Origin of the sequence: Pseudomonas sp. JAI120 (assembly GCF_014207255.1) — a bacterium.
Lineage (GTDB): Bacteria > Pseudomonadota > Gammaproteobacteria > Pseudomonadales > Pseudomonadaceae > Aquipseudomonas.
Map to the genome: position 1 here is coordinate 794077 of NZ_JACHCZ010000001.1, position 20166 is coordinate 814242.

At 62.4% G+C, this 20166-nt stretch carries 17 protein-coding genes; 11 read left to right on the plus strand and 6 right to left on the minus strand.

Going from position 1 to position 20166, the window contains the following annotated elements; translation table 11 throughout:
• Positions 1 to 312 precede the first annotated feature (312 nt).
• The 11 genes from HDC32_RS03585 to HDC32_RS03635 all read left to right on the plus strand — a co-directional run bounded on the left by HDC32_RS03585 (position 313) and on the right by HDC32_RS03635 (position 15175).
• On the plus strand, positions 313 to 594 hold the full coding sequence (locus tag HDC32_RS03585; RefSeq protein WP_044274278.1) for a peptidylprolyl isomerase: 282 nt from the start codon (positions 313 to 315) through the stop codon (positions 592 to 594).
• 130 nt (positions 595 to 724) lie between these two features.
• Positions 725 to 2584 (plus strand): extracellular solute-binding protein, encoded by a 1860-nt coding sequence (locus HDC32_RS03590; protein ID WP_184742543.1) that lies wholly within the window; start codon positions 725 to 727, stop codon positions 2582 to 2584.
• Positions 2584 to 3645 carry a microcin C ABC transporter permease YejB gene (locus tag HDC32_RS03595; protein ID WP_027608619.1) on the plus strand — a complete coding sequence of 354 codons (1062 nt, stop codon included), beginning with the start codon at positions 2584 to 2586 and terminating at the stop codon, positions 3643 to 3645. The genes HDC32_RS03590 and HDC32_RS03595 overlap by 1 nt, the downstream gene beginning before the upstream one ends.
• Positions 3645 to 4667 (plus strand): ABC transporter permease, encoded by a 1023-nt coding sequence (locus tag HDC32_RS03600; protein ID WP_184742545.1) that lies wholly within the window; start codon positions 3645 to 3647, stop codon positions 4665 to 4667. Before HDC32_RS03595 ends, HDC32_RS03600 begins: the two co-directional genes overlap by 1 nt.
• Before the next feature lie 10 nt (positions 4668 to 4677).
• Entirely contained in the window at positions 4678 to 6252 is a 1575-nt protein-coding gene (locus tag HDC32_RS03605; protein WP_184742547.1) for an ABC transporter ATP-binding protein, read from the plus strand.
• Positions 6249 to 7640 carry a sigma-54 interaction domain-containing protein gene (locus HDC32_RS03610; protein ID WP_131699299.1) on the plus strand — a complete coding sequence of 464 codons (1392 nt, stop codon included), beginning with the start codon at positions 6249 to 6251 and terminating at the stop codon, positions 7638 to 7640. Before HDC32_RS03605 ends, HDC32_RS03610 begins: the two co-directional genes overlap by 4 nt.
• A 292-nt stretch (positions 7641 to 7932) precedes the next feature.
• On the plus strand, positions 7933 to 9324 hold the full coding sequence (locus HDC32_RS03615) for a GntP family permease (protein WP_131699298.1): 1392 nt from the start codon (positions 7933 to 7935) through the stop codon (positions 9322 to 9324).
• Positions 9325 to 9331: 7 nt separating this feature from the next.
• On the plus strand, positions 9332 to 10105 hold the full coding sequence (locus tag HDC32_RS03620) for a 3-hydroxybutyrate dehydrogenase (protein ID WP_131699297.1): 774 nt from the start codon (positions 9332 to 9334) through the stop codon (positions 10103 to 10105).
• A gap of 162 nt (positions 10106 to 10267) precedes the next feature.
• Entirely contained in the window at positions 10268 to 12220 is a 1953-nt protein-coding gene (locus tag HDC32_RS03625; RefSeq protein WP_184742549.1) for an acetoacetate--CoA ligase, read from the plus strand.
• A 140-nt stretch (positions 12221 to 12360) separates the two neighbouring features.
• Positions 12361 to 14868 carry a PAS domain-containing sensor histidine kinase gene (locus HDC32_RS03630; RefSeq protein ID WP_131699295.1) on the plus strand — a complete coding sequence of 836 codons (2508 nt, stop codon included), beginning with the start codon at positions 12361 to 12363 and terminating at the stop codon, positions 14866 to 14868.
• A 31-nt stretch (positions 14869 to 14899) separates the two neighbouring features.
• Positions 14900 to 15175 (plus strand): peptidylprolyl isomerase, encoded by a 276-nt coding sequence (locus HDC32_RS03635; protein ID WP_010564624.1) that lies wholly within the window; start codon positions 14900 to 14902, stop codon positions 15173 to 15175.
• A gap of 124 nt (positions 15176 to 15299) precedes the next feature.
• On the opposite strand, the gene HDC32_RS03640 is transcribed toward HDC32_RS03635, so the two are convergent.
• The 6 genes from HDC32_RS03640 to HDC32_RS03665 form a co-directional block, all read right to left on the minus strand.
• Positions 15300 to 16211, minus strand: coding sequence for a sugar kinase (locus HDC32_RS03640; RefSeq protein WP_184742551.1), 912 nt, complete (start codon positions 16209 to 16211; stop codon positions 15300 to 15302).
• Between the two features lie 10 nt (positions 16212 to 16221).
• Entirely contained in the window at positions 16222 to 17430 is a 1209-nt protein-coding gene (locus HDC32_RS03645) for an amino acid deaminase (RefSeq protein WP_145337517.1), read from the minus strand.
• Between the two features lie 9 nt (positions 17431 to 17439).
• Positions 17440 to 18204, minus strand: coding sequence for an IclR family transcriptional regulator (locus HDC32_RS03650; RefSeq protein ID WP_184742553.1), 765 nt, complete (start codon positions 18202 to 18204; stop codon positions 17440 to 17442).
• Between the two features lie 106 nt (positions 18205 to 18310).
• Positions 18311 to 18700 carry a RidA family protein gene (locus tag HDC32_RS03655; protein ID WP_010210958.1) on the minus strand — a complete coding sequence of 130 codons (390 nt, stop codon included), beginning with the start codon at positions 18698 to 18700 and terminating at the stop codon, positions 18311 to 18313.
• Between the two features lie 16 nt (positions 18701 to 18716).
• On the minus strand, positions 18717 to 19499 hold the full coding sequence (locus tag HDC32_RS03660) for an amino acid ABC transporter ATP-binding protein (protein ID WP_131699291.1): 783 nt from the start codon (positions 19497 to 19499) through the stop codon (positions 18717 to 18719).
• Entirely contained in the window at positions 19496 to 20158 is a 663-nt protein-coding gene (locus tag HDC32_RS03665; protein ID WP_184742555.1) for an amino acid ABC transporter permease, read from the minus strand. Before HDC32_RS03665 ends, HDC32_RS03660 begins: the two co-directional genes overlap by 4 nt.
• Positions 20159 to 20166: the final 8 nt, after the last annotated feature.

The window sequence follows — 20166 nt, forward strand, 5'->3', positions numbered from 1 at the left end:
CTCTTTTCCAAAAGTGACCCGCCGTAAGGGCGGAACCCTAAGTGGCAGTTACCGCAGCAACGGATATGTACTCGGTCTGATCCAACATCCTGGTCGGCTGTCATGCCGCCATCGGGAGCAAGTCGAATCGTCGCACCGCCCCTCCCACATTTGATCTCTATGCATCAGGCAGATATCAGTCTGCTCTGGATCTCACTCCATCACGCCAATACCCAAGCTCAACGCACCAACCAGAAACCCAGCGGAACTTTGCCAGGAAATAACCGCCTGAATCCGGTACGCTCACCGTTTTTACTCAAGGAGTTAATCCCCATGGCCAAAGCCACCGCCCGTCACATCCTTGTTGCCACTGAAGACAAGTGCAACGAACTCAAGGCCCAAATCGAAGGCGGCGCCGATTTCGCAGAAATCGCCAAAGCCAACTCCAGCTGCCCATCCAGCCGCCAGGGCGGTGACCTGGGTTCGTTCGGTCCAGGCCAGATGGTTAAAGAATTCGACACCGTCGTCTTCAGCGCCCCGGTCAACACCGTGCAAGGCCCGGTGAAAACCCAGTTCGGCTACCACCTGCTGGAAGTCACCAGCCGCCAGGACTGATCCCGTCCGCGCTGCTGCTTGAAACAACGGCCCGCCTTTTGGTGGGCCGTTGTGCATGTGACGACTGGCGACGCTGATGCTGTTAGCGTACAAATCCTTATTCTTCTTCACCCGGCGTTCAAGGCTGACAATGCGATTGGCTTTTTCCAGACTGCTCAGTACCTCCCTGGCCCTGCTGCTGGCCAGCACCGCCGTGATCGCGGCGCCCCAACCGTCAATGACCGTGTACGGCGAGCCGGCCAAGTATCCCGCCGGTTTCAGCCATTTCGACTACGCCAACCCCAACGCCCCCAAGGGTGGCAGCCTGCGACGCTCGGCGATTGAAATCGGACGTTTCGACCATGTGCTGCCGTATATCGACAAAGGCATCGGCGTCTCCCAGGTCGACGGCTGGCTGTATGCGCCCCTGGCCCTGCGCTCCCTGGACGAACCCTATACGGTGTATGGCCTGGTTGCGGAGAAGATGGACCGCGCGGACGACGGCCTGTCCCTGCGTTTCTTCCTCAACCCCAAGGCGCGTTTTGCCGATGGCAAGCCGATCACCGCCGAGGATGTGCGCTACAGCTTCAACCTGCTGATGACCCAAGGCAGCCTGCGCTTTCGCACGTTGTTCGCTGACGTCAAGCACGTCGAAGTCGAAGGCCCGCGCCAGGTCCGTTTTGATTTTTCCAGCAACGAAAACCGCACCCTGCCCCTGGATATCGCCACCCTGCCGGTGTTCCCCGAGCACTGGTGGAAGACCCGCGACTTCGCCAACGGCGGTGGCTACGAAGCCCCCCTGGGCAGCGGCCCGTACAAGGTCGGCAAGATCGACTCGGGCAGCACCATCACCTTTACCCGCGACCCCGACTGGTGGGGCAAGGACCTGCCCGTCAGCCGCGGCCTGTACAACTTCGATCACCTGAGCCTGGAGTACTTCGGCGACACCGAAGTGGCCCGCCAGGTATTGCGTGGGGGCGCCTACGACTTCAACCGTGAGTTTTCCGCCACCGGCTATTCCATCGGCTACAACGGCCCGGCCCTGGACGATGGCCGCCTGCAACGCGCGCACTTGGCCAAGGACATGCCGCAACCGGCCCAGGGTTATGTGTTCAATGTGCAAAAACCAATGTTCAAGGACCGTCGCGTGCGCCAGGCCCTGGCGATGCTGTGGGACTTCGAATGGGCCAACCGGCAGATGATGCGCAACGTGTACATCCGCCAGCAAAGCTACTTCTCCAATAGCCCGTTGGCCGCCACCCAGCTGCCCACCCCGGAAGAACTGGCGATTCTCGAACCCTTGCGCGGGCAGATTCCCGACGAGGTGTTCACCCAGGTGTTCAAGGCGCCGGTCACCGATGGCAGCGGCATGATCCGTGACAAGCAGCTGCAAGCCCTGGCGCTGCTGGAAGACGCCGGCTGGAAGCCAGACGGCGACAAACTGGTCAACGCCGAGGGCGAGCCGCTGGCGTTCACCTTCCTCAATGCCCAGAACGGGCTGGAACGCCTACTGTTGCCGTACAAACGCAACCTGGCGCAGATCGGCATCACCCTGAATATCCGCCGCATCGATTCTTCGCAATACGTCAACCGCTTGATGGCCCGCGACTACGACATGATCGTCACCGGCTTCCCGGTGACCACGTCGCCCGGCATGGAGCTGTACAACTACTTCGGCTCGACCGCCGCGTTCGATCCGGGCGCCAACAACTACATGGTGCTCAAGGACCCAGCCGTCGACAGCCTGATCAAGGGCCTGGTCAAGGCCGACACCCAGGCGCAGATGCTTACCTATGCCCATGCCCTGGACCGGGTGCTGCAATGGAATTACCTGTGGATCCCCAATTACTACCCGCCCGGCACCTCCGCCGCTTGGTGGAACCGCTTCGGCCGCCCGGCCATCGAGGCCAGGAATGATGAAGCCCTGGAAACCTGGTGGGAAATCAGCCCTACCCCGCTGACAAATGAACAAATGAATGCCGAATTGAAAAAACGCGCAGGAGCTCGCTGATGTTTGCCTATATCGTGAGGCGCCTGCTGCTGATCATCCCGACGCTGGTGATCATCCTGCTGGTGAATTTCGTGATCGTCCAGGCCGCCCCCGGCGGGCCGGTGGAACAAGCCATCGCTCACTTGCAGGGCATCGGCGGCGGCGCGGTCGGCGGCTCATCCGGCGACGGTGTCAGCAGCGGCTCCCGCGCCAGCCGTGGCCTGGACCCGAAACTGATCAAGGACATCGAAAAACAATACGGCTTCGACAAGCCCGCGCCGGAACGCCTGTGGCTGATGCTCAAGAGCTACGCCCAACTGGATTTCGGCAACAGCTTCTTTCGCGGCGCCACCGTGATCGACCTGATCCTGGAAAAGATGCCGGTCACCATTTCCCTCGGCCTCTGGGCTACGCTGATCACCTACCTGGTGTCGATCCCCCTAGGCATTCGCAAGGCGGTGCGCCATGGCAGCAGTTTTGATGTGTGGAGCAGCACCGCCATTGTGATTGGCTACGCGATGCCGGCGTTCCTGTTCGCGATGTTCCTGATCGTGGTGTTCGCTGGAGGCACTTCATTGAACTGGTTCCCGGTGCGCGGGCTGGTCTCGGAAAACTTCGCCGAGCTGAGCACCGTGGGCAAGATCGCCGACTACTTCTGGCACCTGGTACTGCCGGTCAGCGCGCTGGTGATCGGCGGGTTCGCCACCCTGACCATCCTGACCAAAAACTCGTTCCTCAATGAAATCACGCGCCAGTACGTCGTGACCGCCCGCGCCAAAGGCTTGAGCGAACGGCGGGTGCTGTACGGCCATGTGTTTCGCAACGCCATGCTGCTGGTGATCTCGGGGATTCCCCAGGCGTTCATCAGCGTGTTCTTTGCCGGTTCGCTGTTGATCGAGGTGATCTTTTCCCTCGATGGCCTCGGACGCATGAGCTACGAAGCCGCCGTGTCCCGGGACTACCCGGTGGTGTTTGGCTCGCTGTTTATCTTTACCTTGTTTGGCCTGCTGATAAAACTGATCGGCGACCTCTGCTACACCCTGGTGGACCCGCGTATCGACTTCGCCGCGAGGAACGCCTGATGCTTAACCTGTCTCCCGTGGCCCGTCGGCGTTTCGAAAGGTTCAAGAAAAACCGTCGCGGCTGGTGGTCGCTGTGGCTGTTTATCGGCCTCTTTATCCTGACCCTGGGCGGCGAGTTGATCGCCAACGACAAGCCCTTGGTGCTCAGCTACAAGCACGAGCTGTATTTCCCGGCGTTCAAGCGCTACACCGAGCAGCAGTTCGGCGGGCAACTGCCGTTCCAGGCCGATTACCGCAGTGACTACGTGCAAAAGCTGATCAAGCAGGACGGCGGCTGGATGCTGTTCCCGCCGATCCCGTTCAGCGACGACACACCCAACTACGAACTGACCCGCCCGGCCCCCAGCCCGCCCTCGACGGTGAACTGGCTGGGCACCGATGACCAGTCACGGGATGTGTTGGCGCGGGTGATCTTCGGCGCGCGGGTGTCGATCCTGTTTGCCCTGGCGCTCACCACCATCAGCGCCGCCATCGGCATCGCCGCCGGGGCCTTGCAAGGCTATTACGGCGGCTGGGTGGATCTGCTCGGCCAACGCATCCTTGAAGTGTGGTCCGGGCTGCCGGTGCTGTACCTGCTGATCATCCTGTCGGGGTTTGTCGAGCCGAACTTCTGGTGGTTGCTGGGGATCATGGCGCTGTTTTCCTGGCTGGCCCTGGTGGATGTGGTGCGCGCCGAGTTCCTGCGTGGGCGCAACCTGGAGTACGTCAAGGCCGCACGGGCGCTGGGCCTGGGCGACGGCAAGATCATTCGTCGGCACATCCTGCCCAACGCCATGACCGCCACCTTGAGCTACTTGCCGTTTATCCTCACCGGGGCGATTTCCACCCTGAGCGCCCTGGATTTCCTCGGTTTCGGCATGCCTGCGGGCAGTGCGTCACTGGGCGAGTTGATTGCCCAGGGCAAGCAGAACCTGCAAGCGCCGTGGCTGGGCCTGACGGCGTTTTTCACCTTGGCGCTGATCCTGTCGCTGCTGGTCTTTATCGGCGAGGCATTACGCGATGCCTTCGACCCACGCTCATGAGTGATTGCGTATGAACCTGATCGAAATCCGCGACCTCAGCGTCGCGTTCAGCGGCCAGACCGTGGTGCGCAACCTGAGCCTGGACGTCCGCCCCGGCGAGTGCCTGGCGCTGGTGGGCGAATCCGGCTCCGGCAAGTCGGTGACCGCCCACTCAATCTTGCAACTGCTGCCCGAGGCCGGTACCGACACCCGCGGCTCCGTGAAGTATCGCGGCCAGGAACTGATCGGCGCCTCGGCGTCGACCTTGCAGAAACTGCGCGGCAACCGCATTGCGATGATCTTCCAGGAGCCGATGACCTCCCTCAACCCGCTGCACAGCATCGAAAAACAGATCGGCGAAACCTTGCTGCTGCATAAGGGCATGGGCGGCAAGGCGGCGCAGGCACGCATCCTTGAGTTACTCGAACTGGTGGGTATTCAGAAACCCCAGGAACGCCTCAAGGCTTATCCGCACCAACTCTCCGGGGGCCAGCGCCAGCGGGTGATGATCGCCATGGCCCTGGCCTGTGAGCCGGAGCTGTTGATTGCCGACGAGCCCACCACCGCCCTCGACGTGACCGTGCAACGCAAGATCCTGCTGCTGCTCAAATCCCTGCAACACCGCCTGGGCATGTCGCTGCTGCTGATCAGCCATGACCTCAACCTGGTGCGCAGCATTGCCCAACGCGTATGCGTGATGCATGCCGGCGAGATTGTCGAGCAGGCCGGCTGCGAGACCTTGTTCACGGCACCACAACATCCCTACAGCCGCCTGTTACTGGACGCCGAGCCATCCGGCGATGTGCTGTGCAGCGACCCACGGGAGACCGTGCTGGAGGTGGACGACCTGAGCGTGCAATTCCCCCTTGGCGGCGGCCTGTTCCGGCGCAAGACCTACCTGCGCGCGGTGGATGGCATCAGCCTCAGCGTGCAGCGCGGCAAGACCCTGGGGATTGTCGGCGAGTCCGGTTCGGGCAAATCCACTCTCGGCCAGGCGATCCTGCGCCTGCTGGACTCCACCGGCAGCATCCGCTTCCAGGGCGAGGCCCTCGACCCGCTCAACCACAAGCAGATGCGCCCGTGGCGCAAACAGATGCAGGTGGTGTTCCAGGACCCGTATGGCAGCCTCAGCCCGCGCATGTCGGTGCAGCAGATCATCAGCGAAGGCCTGGAAGTGCATGCGCCGTGCAGCCTGGCCGACCGCGATGCGCAAGTGATCCAGGTGCTCAAGGACGTGGGCCTCGACCCCGCCAGCCGCCATCGCTTCCCCCATGAATTCTCCGGCGGCCAGCGCCAACGCATCGCCATCGCCCGTGCGCTGGTGCTCAAGCCGGCGTTGATGCTGTTGGACGAACCCACCTCCGCCCTCGACCGCACCGTGCAGAAGCAGGTCGTAGCGTTGTTGCGTGAGTTGCAGGAGAAGTACGGCCTGACCTACCTGTTTATCAGCCATGACCTCGCCGTGGTGCGCGCCATGGCCCATGACATGATCGTGATCAAGGACGGCAAGGTGGTGGAACGCGGGCCGAGCCATGACGTTTTCGAAGCGCCGCAGCACCCGTATACCAAAGAACTCCTGGCGGCGGCCGGCGGGCTGTCGTCATGAGTACCAGCCTGACGGATTACCAACAGGTTCGCGGCCTGGCGATCCAGTCGCTGTTCGAGATCATTGAGCAGTCCAGCGAAGGCACGGTGATTGTCGACCGCGACGCCAATATCGTCTGGATGAACGAGCGCTACGCCAAGCGCTTCGGCCTCAAGAGTGCCGATGAGGCCATCGGCCAGCCGTGCGAGCGGGTGATTTCCAACAGCCTGTTGCGCCAGGTGGTACGCACCGACCGGCCGATTCTGCTGGACATTCAGGACACCCCCAAAGGCCCGTTGGTGGTGATGCGCCTGCCGATCCACAACGATGCCGGGGCGGTGATCGGGGCGATTGGTTTTGCCTTGTTCGATGAGCTGCGTAACCTGTCGCCGCTGATCGAACGCTACCTGAGCATGCAGCAGGAACTGGCCTCCACCCGCTCGTTGCTGCGCTCACGCCAGAGCAAGTACAACTTCGCGCATTTTATCGGCACCAGCGCCGCCAGCCTGGAAGTCAAACGCCGTGCACGGCGCAGCGCAAGCGCCGAATCGCCGGTGCTGCTGCTCGGCGAAACCGGCACCGGCAAAGAGCTGCTGGCCCAGGCGATCCACGGCGCCTCACCGCGTGCGCACAAGGCCTTTGTCAGCATCAACAGCGCGGCGATTCCCCATGACCTGCTGGAAGCAGAATTCTTCGGCACCGCGCCGGGCGCCTTTACAGGCGCCGATCGCAAGGGCCGTCCGGGTAAATTCCAGATTGCCCAGGGCGGTACGCTGTTCCTCGATGAAATCGGCGATATGCCGCTGCCGCTGCAAAGCAAACTGCTGCGGGTGTTGCAGGAAAAGGAATTCGAACCGGTGGGTTCCAACGAGATGCTGCACAGCGATGTGCGGGTGATCGCGGCCACCTCCATGGACCTGGAAGCGGCGATCAAGCGCGGTGAGTTTCGCGCGGACTTGTATTACCGCCTGAATGTGCTGCCGATCCGGGTGCCGCCGCTGCGTGAGCGGCTGGAGGATATCCCGGCGCTGAGCGAAGCGATCCTCGAAGACCTGCGCAGCCAGCATGAGCTGGACCGAGAAGCCCTGGCGCTGTTGGCGCAACATGCGTGGCCGGGAAATATCCGCGAGCTGCGCAACGTGCTGGAGCGCGCGGCGTTGCTGAGCGATGACCTGGTGCTGGACGCCAGGGAAATTCGTGCGGCGATTGGCACGTTCAGCCCGGTGGAACGCGGGGCGGTGGACACGGTTGCGGGTGAGACGTTTGCAGCAGCGCGGGAGCGCTTTGATCGGCAGGTGATTACGGCGGCGCTCGAGGCGTGTGGTGGGAATGTGGTGGAGGCGGCCAGGCGATTGGGGCTGGGGCGGTCGACGCTGTACAAGAAAATGGTGGCACTGGGGATTGCCTAGTCTCCATATAGAGACTCCATTCTCCAGACAAAGACAATCCCTGTGGGAGGGGGCTTGCCCCGATAGCATCAGGTCAGTTAACACATATGCTGGCTGATACACCGCTATCGGGAGCAAGCCCCCTCCCACATTTGATCTTCACTTGTCTCCAAATTGAGACAAAATTCAAAAACCCTCGAAAAAAATTCAAAAATACCCATATATTTCAACAAGTTGAAAACATGGCACACATCTCGCTATAGCCCTCCCCACCGCTTCACCCACAACAATAACAATCCGATGGAGACACACCATGAGTGTGATCATTGCCCTGGCAGCGCTCGCGTTGCTGATGCTGGCTGCCTACCGTGGCTATAGCGTTATCCTGTTTGCCCCCATCGCCGCCCTCGGTGCCGTGCTGCTCACCGACCCGTCCGCCGTCGCCCCTGCCTTTACCGGGGTGTTCATGGAGAAAATGGTCGGCTTTATCAAACTGTATTTCCCGGTGTTCCTGCTCGGTGCGGTGTTCGGCAAGCTGATCGAGCTGTCGGGCTTCTCGCGCTCTATCGTGGCCGCGGCGATCCGTTTGCTCGGCACGCGCCAGGCGATGCTGGTGATCGTGCTGGTCTGCGCCCTGCTCACCTACGGCGGCGTGTCGCTGTTTGTGGTGGTGTTTGCGGTGTACCCGTTTGCGGCGGAGATGTTCCGCCAGAGCAATATCCCCAAGCGCCTGATCCCGGCGACCATCGCCCTCGGTGCGTTTTCGTTCACCATGGACGCCCTGCCCGGCACGCCGCAGATCCAGAACATCATCCCCAGCACCTTCTTCAACACCACCGCCTGGGCGGCGCCGTGGCTGGGGCTGATCGGCACGATTTTCGTGTTCTGCGCCGGCATGCTCTACCTGGCGCGCCAGCGCAACAAGGCCCAACGCGCCGGTGAAGGCTACGGCACCGAGCTGCGCAACGAGCCTGAGACCGCCGAGAACATTGCCCTGCCCAACCCTTGGATCGCGCTGTCGCCGCTGATCCTGGTGGGCGTAATGAACCTGCTGTTCACCCACTGGATCCCGCAGTGGTACGGCAAGACCCACAGCCTCAGCCTGCCGGGCATGAGCGCGCCGGTGACCACTGAAATCGCCAAGCTCACCGCGATCTGGGCGGTGCAGGCGGCGTTGCTGGTGGGGATCCTGATGGTGCTGGCGTTCGGGTGGTCGGCGATCAAAAGTAAGCTCGCCGAGGGCAGCAAAAGCGCGGTCAGCGGCGCGTTGCTGGCGGCGATGAACACCGCTTCCGAATACGGCTTTGGTGCGGTGATTGCCTCGCTGCCGGGCTTTCTGGTACTGGCGGACTGGCTCAAGGGCATCCCCAACCCGCTGGTCAACGAAGCGATTACCGTGACCCTGCTGGCCGGTATCACCGGCTCTGCGTCCGGTGGCATGAGCATCGCCCTGGCGGCCATGTCCGAGAGCTTTATTTCGGCGGCCCATGCGGCCAATATTCCCCTTGAAGTGCTGCACCGGGTCGCAGCCATGGCCAGCGGCGGCATGGACACCCTGCCCCACAACGGCGCGGTGATCACGCTGCTGGCGGTGACCGGCCTGACCCACCGCGAAGCCTACAAAGACATTTTCGGCATCACGATTATCAAGACCCTCGCGGTGTTCGTGGTGATCGGTACTTTCTACGCCACCGGCATTGTGTGAGATTTTCATGACGACATTGAACGGCAAGACCGCCCTGGTTACCGGTTCCACCAGCGGCATCGGCCTGGGCATCGCACTGAGCCTGGCCAAGGCCGGCGCCAACCTGATCCTCAACGGCTTCGGCGACGCCAGTGCGGTGGTCGCCCAGGTGCAGGCGTTTGGCGGCAAGGTCGGCCATCACCCGGCGGACGTCAGCGACCCGGCGCAGATTGCCGACATGCTCGCGTACGCCGAGCGTGAGTTCGGCGGTGTCGACATCCTGGTCAACAACGCAGGCATCCAGCATGTGGCGGCGGTGGAGGACTTCCCGGTGGAGCGCTGGGACGCGATCATCGCGATCAACCTGTCGTCGGTGTTCCACAGCACACGCTTGAGCTTGCCAGGCATGAAAGCCAAGGGGTGGGGGCGTATCGTCAACATCGCCTCGGTGCACGGCCAGGTCGGCTCGGTGGGCAAGGCCGCGTATGTGGCAGCCAAGCACGGCGTGATCGGCTTGACCAAGGTGGTGGGCCTGGAGACCGCCACCAGCAACGTGACCTGCAATGCAATCTGCCCCGGCTGGGTGTTGACGCCGCTCGTGCAGAAGCAGATTGATGATCGTGTGGCCAATGGCGTCGACCCGCAGCAGGCGCAGCATGATCTGCTGGCGGAGAAACAGCCGTCGCTGGAGTTCGTGACACCGTCGCAGTTGGGTGAGCTGGTGCTGTTCTTGTGCAGTGAGGCCGGTGCGCAGGTGCGGGGTGCGGCGTGGAACATTGATGGCGGCTGGCTGGCCCAATAAAACCAGACACTGGAGATCTAAACTGTGGGAGGGGACTTGCTCCCGATGGCGGTGGGTCAGTACCACACGGGCTAGCTGATACTCCGCTATCGGGAGCAAGCCCCCTCCCACAGTAGAATTCTATTGTTTTGAAGACCTGCATAAAAACAAGAGACCTTGCTGATGTCCGAGATCCTCTGGCAACCCTCCCCGGAACGCATCCGCACCACGCGGATGGACCAGTTCCGACGCTTTATCAATGATCGCCACGGCGTGCAGCTCAACGACTACCCGGCCCTGCACCAGTGGAGCATCGACCAGCGTCCGGACTTCTGGCAGGCAATCGTCACGTTCTTCGAAGTGCAGTTTCGCAGCCCGCCCAGCGCAGTGTTGATCGAAGACGCCGAGATGCCCAGCGCCCAGTGGTTTCCGGGCGCGAGCCTGAATTTTGCCGAACACCTGCTGCGTCGACGCGACGATCACCCGGCCGTGGTCGCGATCAGTGAAGACGGCCAGCGCGAACAACTCACCTATGCCGAACTGGCCGCCCATGTCGCCGGCCTGCAAGACAGCCTGCGGGCGGCCGGTGTCGGCAGCGGTGACCGGGTGGCCGCGTGCATGCCCAACACCTGGCAAACCCTGGTCGGCATGCTCGCCACCACCAGCCTGGGCGCGATCTGGTCGTGCTCCTCACCAGACTTCGGCACCCAAGGCGTCATCGACCGCTTCGGCCAGATCGAGCCCAAGGTGCTGATCACCTGCGCCGGCTACCGCTATGCCGGCAAAACCATCGACCAAAGCGCCAAGCTCAATGAAATCCTCGAACGCCTGCCGTCCCTGGAACAATTGATCATCGTCCCGTATGCACGGCCCCACGCCTGCGTCGAGGACTATCAGACCCAGGCCCGCGTTGCCCTGTGGAACGACTTCTACCAACCCGGCGGCGAGCCTGCGTTCGTCGCGGTGCCGTTCGATCATCCGCTGTACATCCTCTACTCCAGCGGCACCACCGGCGTGCCCAAATGCATCATCCACGGCACCGGCGGCGTGCTGCTCACCCACCTCAAGGAACACGGCCTGCACGCGGACATATCCCGCGAGGACTGCCTGTTCTACTACACCACCTGCGGCTGGATGATGTGGAACTGGCTGGTCTCGGTGCTGGCGATCGGGGCCACAGCGGTGCTGTATGACGGCTCGCCGTTTCATCCCGGCCCGGAACGCCTGATCGACCTGATCGACGCGGAAAAGATCAGCGTGTTCGGCACCAGCCCCAAGTTCCTCGCCACCCTGGAAAAGGCCGGGCTGCAACCGCGCCTGAGCCACGACCTGAGCAGCCTCAAGGGCCTGATTTCGACCGGCTCGCCCTTGTCGCCCCAGAGCTACGACTACGTCTACCGCGAGATCAAGGCCGAGCTGTGCCTGTCCTCAATGTCTGGCGGCACCGATATCGTCTCCTGCTTTGTGATCGGCAACCCGGTGTTGCCGGTGCGGCGCGGGGAAATGCAGTGCAAGAGCCTGGCGATGGCCATCGAGGTGTGGGACGACCAGGGCCAACCGCTGCTCGAGGAAAAAGGCGAGTTGGTGTGCACCCGGCACTTTCCGGCGATGCCCATCGGCTTGTGGAACGACCCGGACCAGAAGAAGCTGCGCGCCTCGTATTTCAGTCAGTTCCCCGGCGTATGGGCCCAGGGCGACTACGCCGAACAACGCGCCAACGGCAGCTTGCTGATTCACGGCCGCTCCGACGCGGTGCTCAACCCGGGCGGCGTGCGCATCGGCACTGCGGAGATTTATCGCCAGGTGGAAAAAGTCCCGCAGGTGCTGGAGAGTCTGGCCATCGGCCAGCACTGGCAGGACGATGTGCGCGTGGTGCTGTTTGTGCGCCTCGATGACGGGATCGAACTGGATGAGGCCCTGGAGCAGCAGATCCGCCAGGTAATACGCGCCAACACCACGCCGCGCCATGTGCCGGCGAAGATCCTCGCCGTCAGCGATATTCCCCGTACCATCAGCGGCAAGATCGTCGAACTCGCAGTGCGCAACGTGGTGCACGGCGAGCCGGTGAAAAACACCGACGCCCTGGCCAATCCGGAGGCCCTGGCGCAGTTTCGCGACCGCCCTGAGCTGGCGTAAAGATGAAAGGTTTCAGCCTTAAAGCACTCATTTGAAGACAAACCCTCAATGCATGCTATTTTTCGAGGGTAGTCACCCATAGGTTTCCCACGGGATAATGGGTGTTGTCTTTTTTCAAAGCGTTACGCTCAGGGCTTTTTATGAAGGGAACAACCACCGGTAGCGAAGCCGCTGCATTGATTGCGCGGCTGGACTGGGCACACAGCCCCCTCGGTGAGGCCAATGATTGGCCGCAAAGCCTGCGCACAGCCGTGGACATCGTCATCCACTCACCGATGCCGATGCTCCTGCTGTGGGGCAGCGAACTCACCCAGCTCTACAACGACGGCTTCGCCCTGCTGGCGGGCAACAAGCACCCCGACGCCATGGGCCAGCCGGCGCACCAGACCTGGCCGGAACTCGAAAGCTTCACCGCACCGATCTACGACGCCGTACTGACCGGCCAGGTGCGTACCTTCAGCGAGCAGCGTTTCGTCCTGCAACGCAACAATCGCGACACTGAAATCTGGCTGGACCTGACCTACAGCCCGGTCCGCGATGAAAGCGCCAGCGTGGCCGGCATCCTGGTCACGGCCATCGAAACCAACGAACGTCGCAGAGCCCAGCACAACACCGAGCAGCGCCTGCAACTGGCCCTCGCCGCCACCGACGCAGTGGGCACCTGGGATTGGGACATTGGCGAAGACCGCTTTATCGCCGATGCCCACTTCGCCTACCTGCACGGGGTGGACCCGAGCAACGCCAGCCTGTTGCCCATCAGCGACTACCTGCACGGCGTACACCCCGAAGACCGGGGCACCGTGACGCGCAGCATCAAGCACTGCATCACCCACGGCACCGAATACGCCGAGGAATACCGCCTGCAACAAGCCGACGGCCAGGTGCGCTGGGTGTTTGCCCGCGGGCGTTGCTACAAGGATCATCAAGGCCGCCCCGCGCGCTTCCTCGGCGCGGCACTCGACCTCACCGAGCGCAAGCACACCGAGCAGGCCCTGCGCCAGAGCCAGACCGAGCTGCAGTTGATCATCAACGCCATGCCGGTGCTGATCGGCTACGTCGACCACGAGCAGCGCTTTCGCCTGAACAACAGCGCCTACCTCGAGTGGTACGGCATGACGCCCCAGGAGCTGTACGGCAAGACCATCCGCGAGGTGCTCGGCGACGAAGTGTATGCCGGGCGCGAGGACAAGATCACCGCTGCGCTCAAGGGCAAGGCCTGCAGTTTCATGACCATCACCCCCCATCGCGATGGCCGCCCGCGTCATGCGTTGATGAAATACCTGCCGCGCTTCAGCAACGACGGTTCGGTGAACGGTTTCTATATCTTTGTGATCGATGAAACCGAACGCAAACTCACCGAAGAAGCCCTGCGCCACCTCAACGAGAACCTCGAGGAGCGTGTGGCCCAGCGTACCCAGGCGCTGGCCGAAGCCAACGAACGCCTGAAAACCGAGATGTTCGAGCGTGAGCGCGCCGAAGACGCCCTGCGCCATGCGCAGAAGATGGAAGCGGTGGGCCAGCTCACCGGCGGTATCGCCCACGACTTCAACAATATGCTCACCGGTATCATCGGCAGCCTGGACCTGATGCAGCGCTACATCGCCGCCGGGCGCAGCGAGGAAATCGGCCGCTTTACCGAAACCGCCGTATCCTCGGCCCATCGCGCGGCCGCCCTCACCCATCGCCTGCTGGCTTTCTCGCGACGCCAGTCGCTGGACCTTCGCCCACTGGACCCCAACCAGTTGGTGGCGTCCCTGGAGGAGCTGTTCCAGCGCACCAAGGGCGCCCATATCACGCTCAAGGTGCAACTGGGCCGCGATATCTGGCCGGTCAACACCGACGCCAGCCAACTGGAAAATGCCCTGCTCAACCTGGTGATCAACGCGCGCGACGCCATGCCCGACGGCGGCGAACTGCTGATCGAAACCGCCAACAGTTACCTCGACGGCACCGATATCACCACCCTCGAACCGGTCAGGGCCGGCGACTATGTGATGCTTGGCGTGTGTGACAACGGCAGCGGCATGGCACCGAAGATTCTCGCCAAGGCGTTCGACCCGTTCTTCACCACCAAACCCATCGGCCAGGGCACTGGCCTGGGGCTGTCGATGATCTATGGGTTTGCCCAGCAGTCCGGTGGTCACGTGACCATCCAGAGCGAACCGGGCCAGGGCACCTGCGTGCGCTTGTACCTGCCGCGCCTGCACGGCACCTCCCTGGAAAGCAGCCTGCCCGCTCAATTGGGCGAAGTTCCGGTAGCCCTTGCCGGCGAAGCGGTGGTGGTGGTCGAGGATGACCCGGCGGTGCGCATGCTGGTGGTCAATGTACTCGACGAGTTGGGCTATACCGCGCACCAGGCGGCGGATGCGCGTGCGGCGCTGCCGTTGCTGGAGTCGGACCTGCGCGTGGACCTGCTGGTGACCGATGTCGGCCTGCCCGGCATGAACGGCCGCCAACTGGCGGAGATCGCCCGCCAGCATCGGCCGGGCCTCAAGGTGCTGTTCATGACCGGCTACGCGGAGAAAGCCGCTGAGCGCCAGGGCTTCCTGGAGGACGGCATGGACATGGTCGCCAAGCCTTTTTCCATCGACCTGCTGGCGACCAAAATCCGCAGCATGATCAGCGTCGATGATTCAGTTCAGGCATAATCGCGCGCCGTCGCACACCTGGTAGAGATCAATGAAAGCCCAAGCCCGCCATATCCTGGTGAAAACCAGCGAAGAAGCCGAACAACTCAAGCAGCGCATTGCCAAGGGCGAAGCCTTCGATGTGCTGGCCAAGAAGTACTCCACTTGCCCGTCCGGCAAGCGCGGCGGCGATTTGGGTGAAGTGCGGCCTGGGCAGATGGTCGGGGTGATTGATGCGGTGATCTTCAAGAAGCCGGTGAAGGTGGTTCACGGACCGATCAAGAGCAAGTTCGGGTATCACCTGGTGCAGGTGTTTTACCGCGATTGAGGCGTTGACTTAAGACCGCTATCGGGAGCAAGCCCCCTCCCACAGTTGACCGCATTCGTCCTGATGAAATGCGGTCAAGTGTGGGAGGGGGCTTGCTCCCGATCCGCCGCAGGCGGCCATTCACCTACTCCCTGGGGATCAGCGCACCAGACACCTGAATGACACGGCTCGCCAGCCGATGCCCGGCCAAAGCGGCCTCCTGCGGCGAACCACCCTTGAGCCGACTGGCCAGGTACGCGGCACTGAACGAATCCCCCGCCGCCGTGGTGTCCACCACCTTCTCCACCTTCAATGCCGGCACACCAAAGCGCTCGCCGTCGCAACGAATCAAACACGCATCCGCACCGCGCTTGAGCACCACTTCCGCAATCGCCGGGTACGCCGCGAACACCTGCTCGCTGTCGGCATAACCAAACAGCGCGCGCTCGTCATCTTCAGTCAGCAAGGCGATATCCACCTCGGCCAGTACGGTGCGATAAGCCTCACGGGCAACGTCCACCGTGGCCCACAGCCGTGGCCGGTAGTTGTTGTCGAACACCACTTTGCCGCCACGTCGGCGGGTTTCGATCAGGACTTCGAGCAAGCGCTGCCGCCCGACTTCACCCAGCACCGCCAGGGTAATGCCGCTGAAATACACCACGTCGTACCCCGGCAATGCCGCCAGGATCGGTTCGGCGGCTGGCGTGGTAAAGCAGTCGCGCACCGCCGCTTCGTTACGCCAGTAGAGAAATTTTCGCTCGCCGTTGGCGTCGGTCTGGATGCAGTACAAGCCGGGCAAACGTCCAGGCAGGCGCTGGACTCTCTCCAGCCCAAGCCCCTCTTCCTGCCATTGCCGGCACATGGCATCGCTGAAGCTGTCATCGCCCAGGGCGGTAACGTAGTCGACACTGCCGACATCGCCCAGCTCACGGCGCAGGTACACCGCCGCGTTCAAGGTGTCGCCGCCGAAGCTCTGTTGCAGGCTGCCGTCGGCGCGGTGTTGCAGTTCGATCATGCATTCGCCGATCAGGGCAATGCGTGGAGAGGCGGTGGTCATGGCTTTACACTCAGAAACGGGTTTCCAGGGACTCGATCACCTGCAACTGCTCATCCACCAGGCAACCGACCTGCCACTTGTCGAAGGTCAGGCAAGGGTGCGAGGTGCCGAAGGAAATGATGTCGCCGATACGCAGCTCGACACCTGCCGCCACGGTCATGAAGGCGTGCTGGTCCATCACGGCGGTGACGGTGCAGGCGCTCACATCATCGCCTTCAGCCGGGAGAATCCCGGCCCGATAGCGTTTGAGCGGCACCGGCAAACCGGCGTCGTAGGCCACGTCGCGCTTGCCCAGGGCGATCACCGCAAACCCCGGCTCAGGCAACGATTGCACATGGGCCCAGACTTCCAGGGCCGGGCGCAGGCCTTCATGAAGGTCGCTGCGGCGGTCGAGCACGCAGCACTGCGCCGCTTTGTAGATACCGTGGTCGTGGGCCACATAACTGCCGGGGCGCAGCACACTGAGGAAACGGCCGGCGGCGTTTTGCGTTTCGAAGGACTCGGCGATCAGGTCATACCAAGCCGAACCCGACGCCGTGATAATGGGCTTGGGCAGGTCGAAGGAACCGTTGTTTTGCAGGTCCACGGCCAGGCGCACCAGGCTCGCGGCGAAGTCGCGGATGCCACTGATGGCGTGTTCGCCGTGGATCACCCCTTCATAGCCTTCGATACCGGTGAGGGCCAGGGCAGGTTGGGCCTTGATCGCCTTGGCCAGGTCGCGCACTTCCTGCTCGCTGCGGCAACCGCAACGGCCGCCGACCACGCCGTATTCGATCATCACGTTCAAGCGCAGGCCACGGGCGGCGAAGAACAGGCCCAGGTCGGCGACGTTGTCCGGGTGGTCAACCATGCAGTGGAAGTCAAAATCCTTGTCGGCCAGCAGGTCGGCGATCAACGCCATGTTCGGCGCGCCCACCAACTGGTTGGCCATCAGCACACGGCGCACGCCACCGGCATAGGCGGCGCGGGTCTGCACGGCGTTGGCCAGGGTGATGCCCCAGGCGCCTTGGGCGATCTGGCGCTGGAACAGCGCGGGCATCATGCTGGTTTTGCCATGGGGCGCAAGTTCGGCGCCGCTGTTGCTGACGAAATCCTGCATCCAGCGAATGTTGTGTTCCAGGGCGTCGCGGTGCAGCACCAGGGCGGGCAGGCTGACGTCACGGACCAAATGGGCACCGACGGCGGCGGCGCCCTTTTCAACGGCATTGATGGCAGACATGGAAAACTCCTATTCGTTGATGCGACGGGCCAGGTTATTGGCGCTGTCGATCAACACCCGGCGATAGTCGTTGTAGTTTTTGCTCGCATCGGCGCGAGGGGCGACGATGCACAGGGTCGCAATGCTGATGCCCTGCGCGTCCCGGACCGGGGCGGCAAAGCAGTGGGTAAAGGTGTCGGCCACGCTGTCGAAGGAAAAGAACCCATCGAGGGTGGCCTGGCGGATCTGCGCGAGGAAGGTCTCCAGCGGCAGGCGCTGGCCATCCGGCAGGATAAAGTCGTCGTGGTCGATCAGGTCGATGATCTGCTGGTCGCTCAAGTGCCCCAGCAACAGGCGCCCGGAGGCCGTCCACGGGATCGGCGCGTTTTCACCGATGTCCGAGGAAATGCGGAAATGCCGCTCGCCTTCGCGCATCAGCGCCACCGTGTATTTGCGCCCGTTGAGCAGGCACATCTGTGCGGTTTCGTGGGTTTGGCTGACGATCTCCTGCAAGGCGTGGTCGGCCTCGCGGGTCAGGTCGAAATGACGCAGGTGCGCCTGCCCGAGGAAGTACAGCTGGCGGCCGAGGTAGACGTGACCGTCCTTGCCCACGGTTTCGAGGATGCGCCGCTCCAACAAGGAGGCGACCAGCTCGTAGACCGTGGATTTGGGGCTGCCGATGCCGCTGGCAATATCATTCGGGCGCAGGGGCTGGCCGATCTCCTTGAGAAAATCGAGGATATCGAATGCACGGTCCAGGCCCTTGGCGCGGCGTTTGATGGTGTCTTCGGTCATGGCAATTTCGGTCCGGTCGAAATGGTAGGGCTGGCGCAGGTCCACTGTGGGAGGGGCAAGCCTCCTCCCACATTTGATCTCTGGTGGGCTTAAGAGTGGGGGCAATTTAGCCCTTTTTCTTGTAGGCCACGCAATCAATCTCGACTTTGCAGTCCACCATCATGTTGGCCTGCACACAGGCCCGCGCCGGGGCGTGTTCCGGGGTGAAGTACTCGCCGAAGACCTTGTTGAAACTCCAGAAGTCCCGTGGGTCTTCCAGCCACACGCCCACCCGCACCACGTCTTTCAACTCGTAGCCGGCTTCTTCGAGGATCGCCACCACGTTGCGCATGGTCTGGCGAGTTTGCTCGATGATCCCGCCAGTGATGATTTCGCCGTCCACCGCAGGCACTTGGCCCGAGACGTACAGCCAACCGTCCGCTTCCACCGCGCGGGCGAAGGGACGAGGCTGGCCACCGCCGGCAGTGCTGCCGGCTCCGTAACGAGTGATGCTCATAAAACGATGCTCCTGATTAAAAACGAATGTTCTTGAGAAATTCCGCCAGGCGCGGCGATTGCGGCCGCTCGAAGATATCCTTCGACGAGCCCTGCTCTTCAATCCGGCCCTGGTTCATGAAGACGATCTTGTCCGAGACTTCATAGGCAAAGCGCATTTCGTGGGTGACCAGCAACATGGTCATGCCCTCTTCCGCCAAGCCCTTGATCACACTGAGCACCTCGCCCACCAGTTCCGGGTCAAGGGCCGAAGTGACTTCGTCGAACAGCATCAGGCTCGGGTTCATGGCAATGGCGCGGGCAATCGCCACACGCTGTTGCTGCCCCCCGGACAACTGGCCCGGGAAGTGATTGCGGCGCTCCAAAAGTCCTACACGGTCCAACCATTTTTCCGCGAGTGCCACCGCCTCGTCCTTAGGCATTTTCTTAACTTTCAACAGGCCGAGGGTGACGTTCTGCAACGCGGTCAGATGGGGAAACAGGTTGAACTGCTGGAATGCCATGCCGGTCATCGCCCGGTGCTGGGCGATCACGCGCTCGGGGTGACGCACGCGCTTGCCGCCGATGTCGCTGTAGCCGATGGACTCGCCATCCAGGGTGATCTGCCCGCCCTGGAATTCTTCCAGCAAGTTGACACAACGCAGCAACGTGGTCTTGCCCGAGCCGCTGGAGCCGATCAACGTCACCACGTTGCCGCGCTGCATGGACAGGTCGACGCCCTTGAGCACTTCGACCTCGCCGTATTGTTTACGCAGGCCGCAGATATTCAGCAGCGGTTGGTTGGTTTGAGGTTGGTTCATGGCAAGGCCACCCGCTTTTCAATGTAGCGCCCGAATAACTCGATGGCGTAGTTGATGACAAAGAACAGAAACCCGGCGAACAGGTAAAACTCCAGGGTCATGAAGGTACGTGCGATCACCTGCTGGGTACTCAGCAGCAATTCAGCGACGCCGATCACCGAGAGCAAGGTCGAGGCCTTGACGATTTCCGTCGAGGAATTGACCCAGGTCGGCAGGATCTGCCGCAGCGCCTGGGGCAACAGCGCGTAGGCCAGGGACTGCCGGAACGTCAGGCCTATCGCCTTGCCGGCTTCCAGTTGACCACGGGGAATGGCTTGCAGCGCACCGCGCACGATTTCCGCGACGTGGGAGCCGCAGAACAGCGTAAGCCCGACGGCGCCGGCCTGGAACGCGCTGATTTTCCAGCCGAGCGCCGGCAGCATGTAGAAACACGCCAGCACCAGCACAAACACCGGGGTGCCACGGATCAGGTCGACATACAGGCGAAACGGCGCACGCATCCAGAATCTGCCGTAGGTCAACACCAGCCCGGCGAATATGCCAATCAGGGTGCCAAAGATAATTGCCAGCGCCGAGCAGTAAATGCTGGTCTGAAACCCCGCCCAGAGCGTATCCCGGGCGATCCACAACTCATGCAGCCAGCTGGGGGACTCGTACATGGAAACCC

Excerpts from the sequence above, each read along its gene's own strand:
- HDC32_RS03600 (WP_184742545.1), top strand. The coding sequence starts at position 3,645 with ATGCTTAACCTGTCTCCCGTGGCCCGTCGGCGTTTCGAAAGGTTCAAG.
- HDC32_RS03640 (WP_184742551.1), bottom strand. The coding sequence starts at position 16,211 with ATGACCACCGCCTCTCCACGCATTGCCCTGATCGGCGAATGCATGATC.
- HDC32_RS03595 (WP_027608619.1), top strand. The coding sequence starts at position 2,584 with ATGTTTGCCTATATCGTGAGGCGCCTGCTGCTGATCATCCCGACGCTG.
- HDC32_RS03610 (WP_131699299.1), top strand. The coding sequence starts at position 6,249 with ATGAGTACCAGCCTGACGGATTACCAACAGGTTCGCGGCCTGGCGATC.
- HDC32_RS03630 (WP_131699295.1), top strand. The coding sequence starts at position 12,361 with ATGAAGGGAACAACCACCGGTAGCGAAGCCGCTGCATTGATTGCGCGG.
- HDC32_RS03625 (WP_184742549.1), top strand. The coding sequence starts at position 10,268 with ATGTCCGAGATCCTCTGGCAACCCTCCCCGGAACGCATCCGCACCACG.
- HDC32_RS03585 (WP_044274278.1), top strand. The coding sequence starts at position 313 with ATGGCCAAAGCCACCGCCCGTCACATCCTTGTTGCCACTGAAGACAAG.
- HDC32_RS03665 (WP_184742555.1), bottom strand. The coding sequence starts at position 20,158 with ATGTACGAGTCCCCCAGCTGGCTGCATGAGTTGTGGATCGCCCGGGAT.
- HDC32_RS03620 (WP_131699297.1), top strand. The coding sequence starts at position 9,332 with ATGACGACATTGAACGGCAAGACCGCCCTGGTTACCGGTTCCACCAGC.
- HDC32_RS03605 (WP_184742547.1), top strand. The coding sequence starts at position 4,678 with ATGAACCTGATCGAAATCCGCGACCTCAGCGTCGCGTTCAGCGGCCAG.
- HDC32_RS03645 (WP_145337517.1), bottom strand. The coding sequence starts at position 17,430 with ATGTCTGCCATCAATGCCGTTGAAAAGGGCGCCGCCGCCGTCGGTGCC.
- HDC32_RS03660 (WP_131699291.1), bottom strand. The coding sequence starts at position 19,499 with ATGAACCAACCTCAAACCAACCAACCGCTGCTGAATATCTGCGGCCTG.
- HDC32_RS03635 (WP_010564624.1), top strand. The coding sequence starts at position 14,900 with ATGAAAGCCCAAGCCCGCCATATCCTGGTGAAAACCAGCGAAGAAGCC.
- HDC32_RS03655 (WP_010210958.1), bottom strand. The coding sequence starts at position 18,700 with ATGAGCATCACTCGTTACGGAGCCGGCAGCACTGCCGGCGGTGGCCAG.
- HDC32_RS03590 (WP_184742543.1), top strand. The coding sequence starts at position 725 with ATGCGATTGGCTTTTTCCAGACTGCTCAGTACCTCCCTGGCCCTGCTG.
- HDC32_RS03650 (WP_184742553.1), bottom strand. The coding sequence starts at position 18,204 with ATGACCGAAGACACCATCAAACGCCGCGCCAAGGGCCTGGACCGTGCA.
- HDC32_RS03615 (WP_131699298.1), top strand. The coding sequence starts at position 7,933 with ATGAGTGTGATCATTGCCCTGGCAGCGCTCGCGTTGCTGATGCTGGCT.